This window comes from Candidatus Thermoplasmatota archaeon, from assembly GCA_022848865.1.
Lineage (GTDB): Archaea > Thermoplasmatota > Thermoplasmata > RBG-16-68-12 > JAGMCJ01 > JAGMCJ01.
Genome location: JAJISE010000103.1, coordinates 1 through 845 on the forward strand (window position 1 = coordinate 1; position 845 = coordinate 845).

1 tRNA gene and 1 rRNA gene are annotated in these 845 nt (G+C 40.8%); both read right to left on the reverse strand.

Features of this window, described 5'->3' with window-relative positions:
• Positions 1–170: 170 nt before the first annotated feature.
• A tRNA-Ala gene (locus LN415_09865) sits at positions 171–241 on the reverse strand.
• A 104-nt stretch (positions 242–345) separates the two neighbouring features.
• Positions 346–845 (reverse strand): 16S ribosomal RNA (locus tag LN415_09870); the annotation flags it as partial.

Consider the following 845-nt stretch of genomic DNA (forward strand, 5'->3'; position numbering starts at 1 on the left):
AACAGCGTCGGTAGTAGTATATTCTGAACTAAATGAGATAAAATCTCATTAAGTGGAAATTTCTCTCTACTTATTTCATTGAGCATAACTCTCAAACTGATAGAAGAAAAACTCTTCCACCATGTTTCACATAAAAGTGAATATGAATATTAACTATTTAGCAGAAAAAATGGACCTGCCGTGAATCGAACACGGAGCTCCTCGGTGCAAACGAGGTATTTTACCATTAAATTACAGGCCCAATAACTTACTTTAAAAAAGTGAGAACGTGGCAGTTTTTAAATCTTATTTTTCCACTAAGATGGGTATGTAAAAGAGTCTCATATTGTATTCTTTAAATAATTTAGGAGGTGATCCATCTGCAGGTTCCCCTACAGATACCTTGTGACGACTTAACCTACCTTGTCATATTAAGGTTCTCCTCAAATAAGTTTCACCATAACATAACTTGGTTGGTTTGACGGGCAGTGAGTGCAAGAGACAGTGACGTATTCACCGTTCGTTGATAACAAACGATTACTACGGATTCCAGCGTCATGAGGATGAGTTACAAACCTCAATCTGGACTAAGATAGACTTTATGAGATTAGCTTCTCCTTTCGGAGTTGCATCCCATTGTATCTACCATTGCCGCGCGCGTGTTGCCCAGGGGATTCGGGCTGTACTCACCTAACGTAGCCCACACTTTCATCCTTGTTACCAAGGCAATCTGCATATTGTACACGTAGTAAATATACATGTGGGTCTTGCCTGTTACCTGATTTAACAGGTCATCTCACGACACAGGCTGACGTCGGCCATGCAACTCCTCTCAGCGTGTCAGGTAAGCCCTTCAGACTGACCTT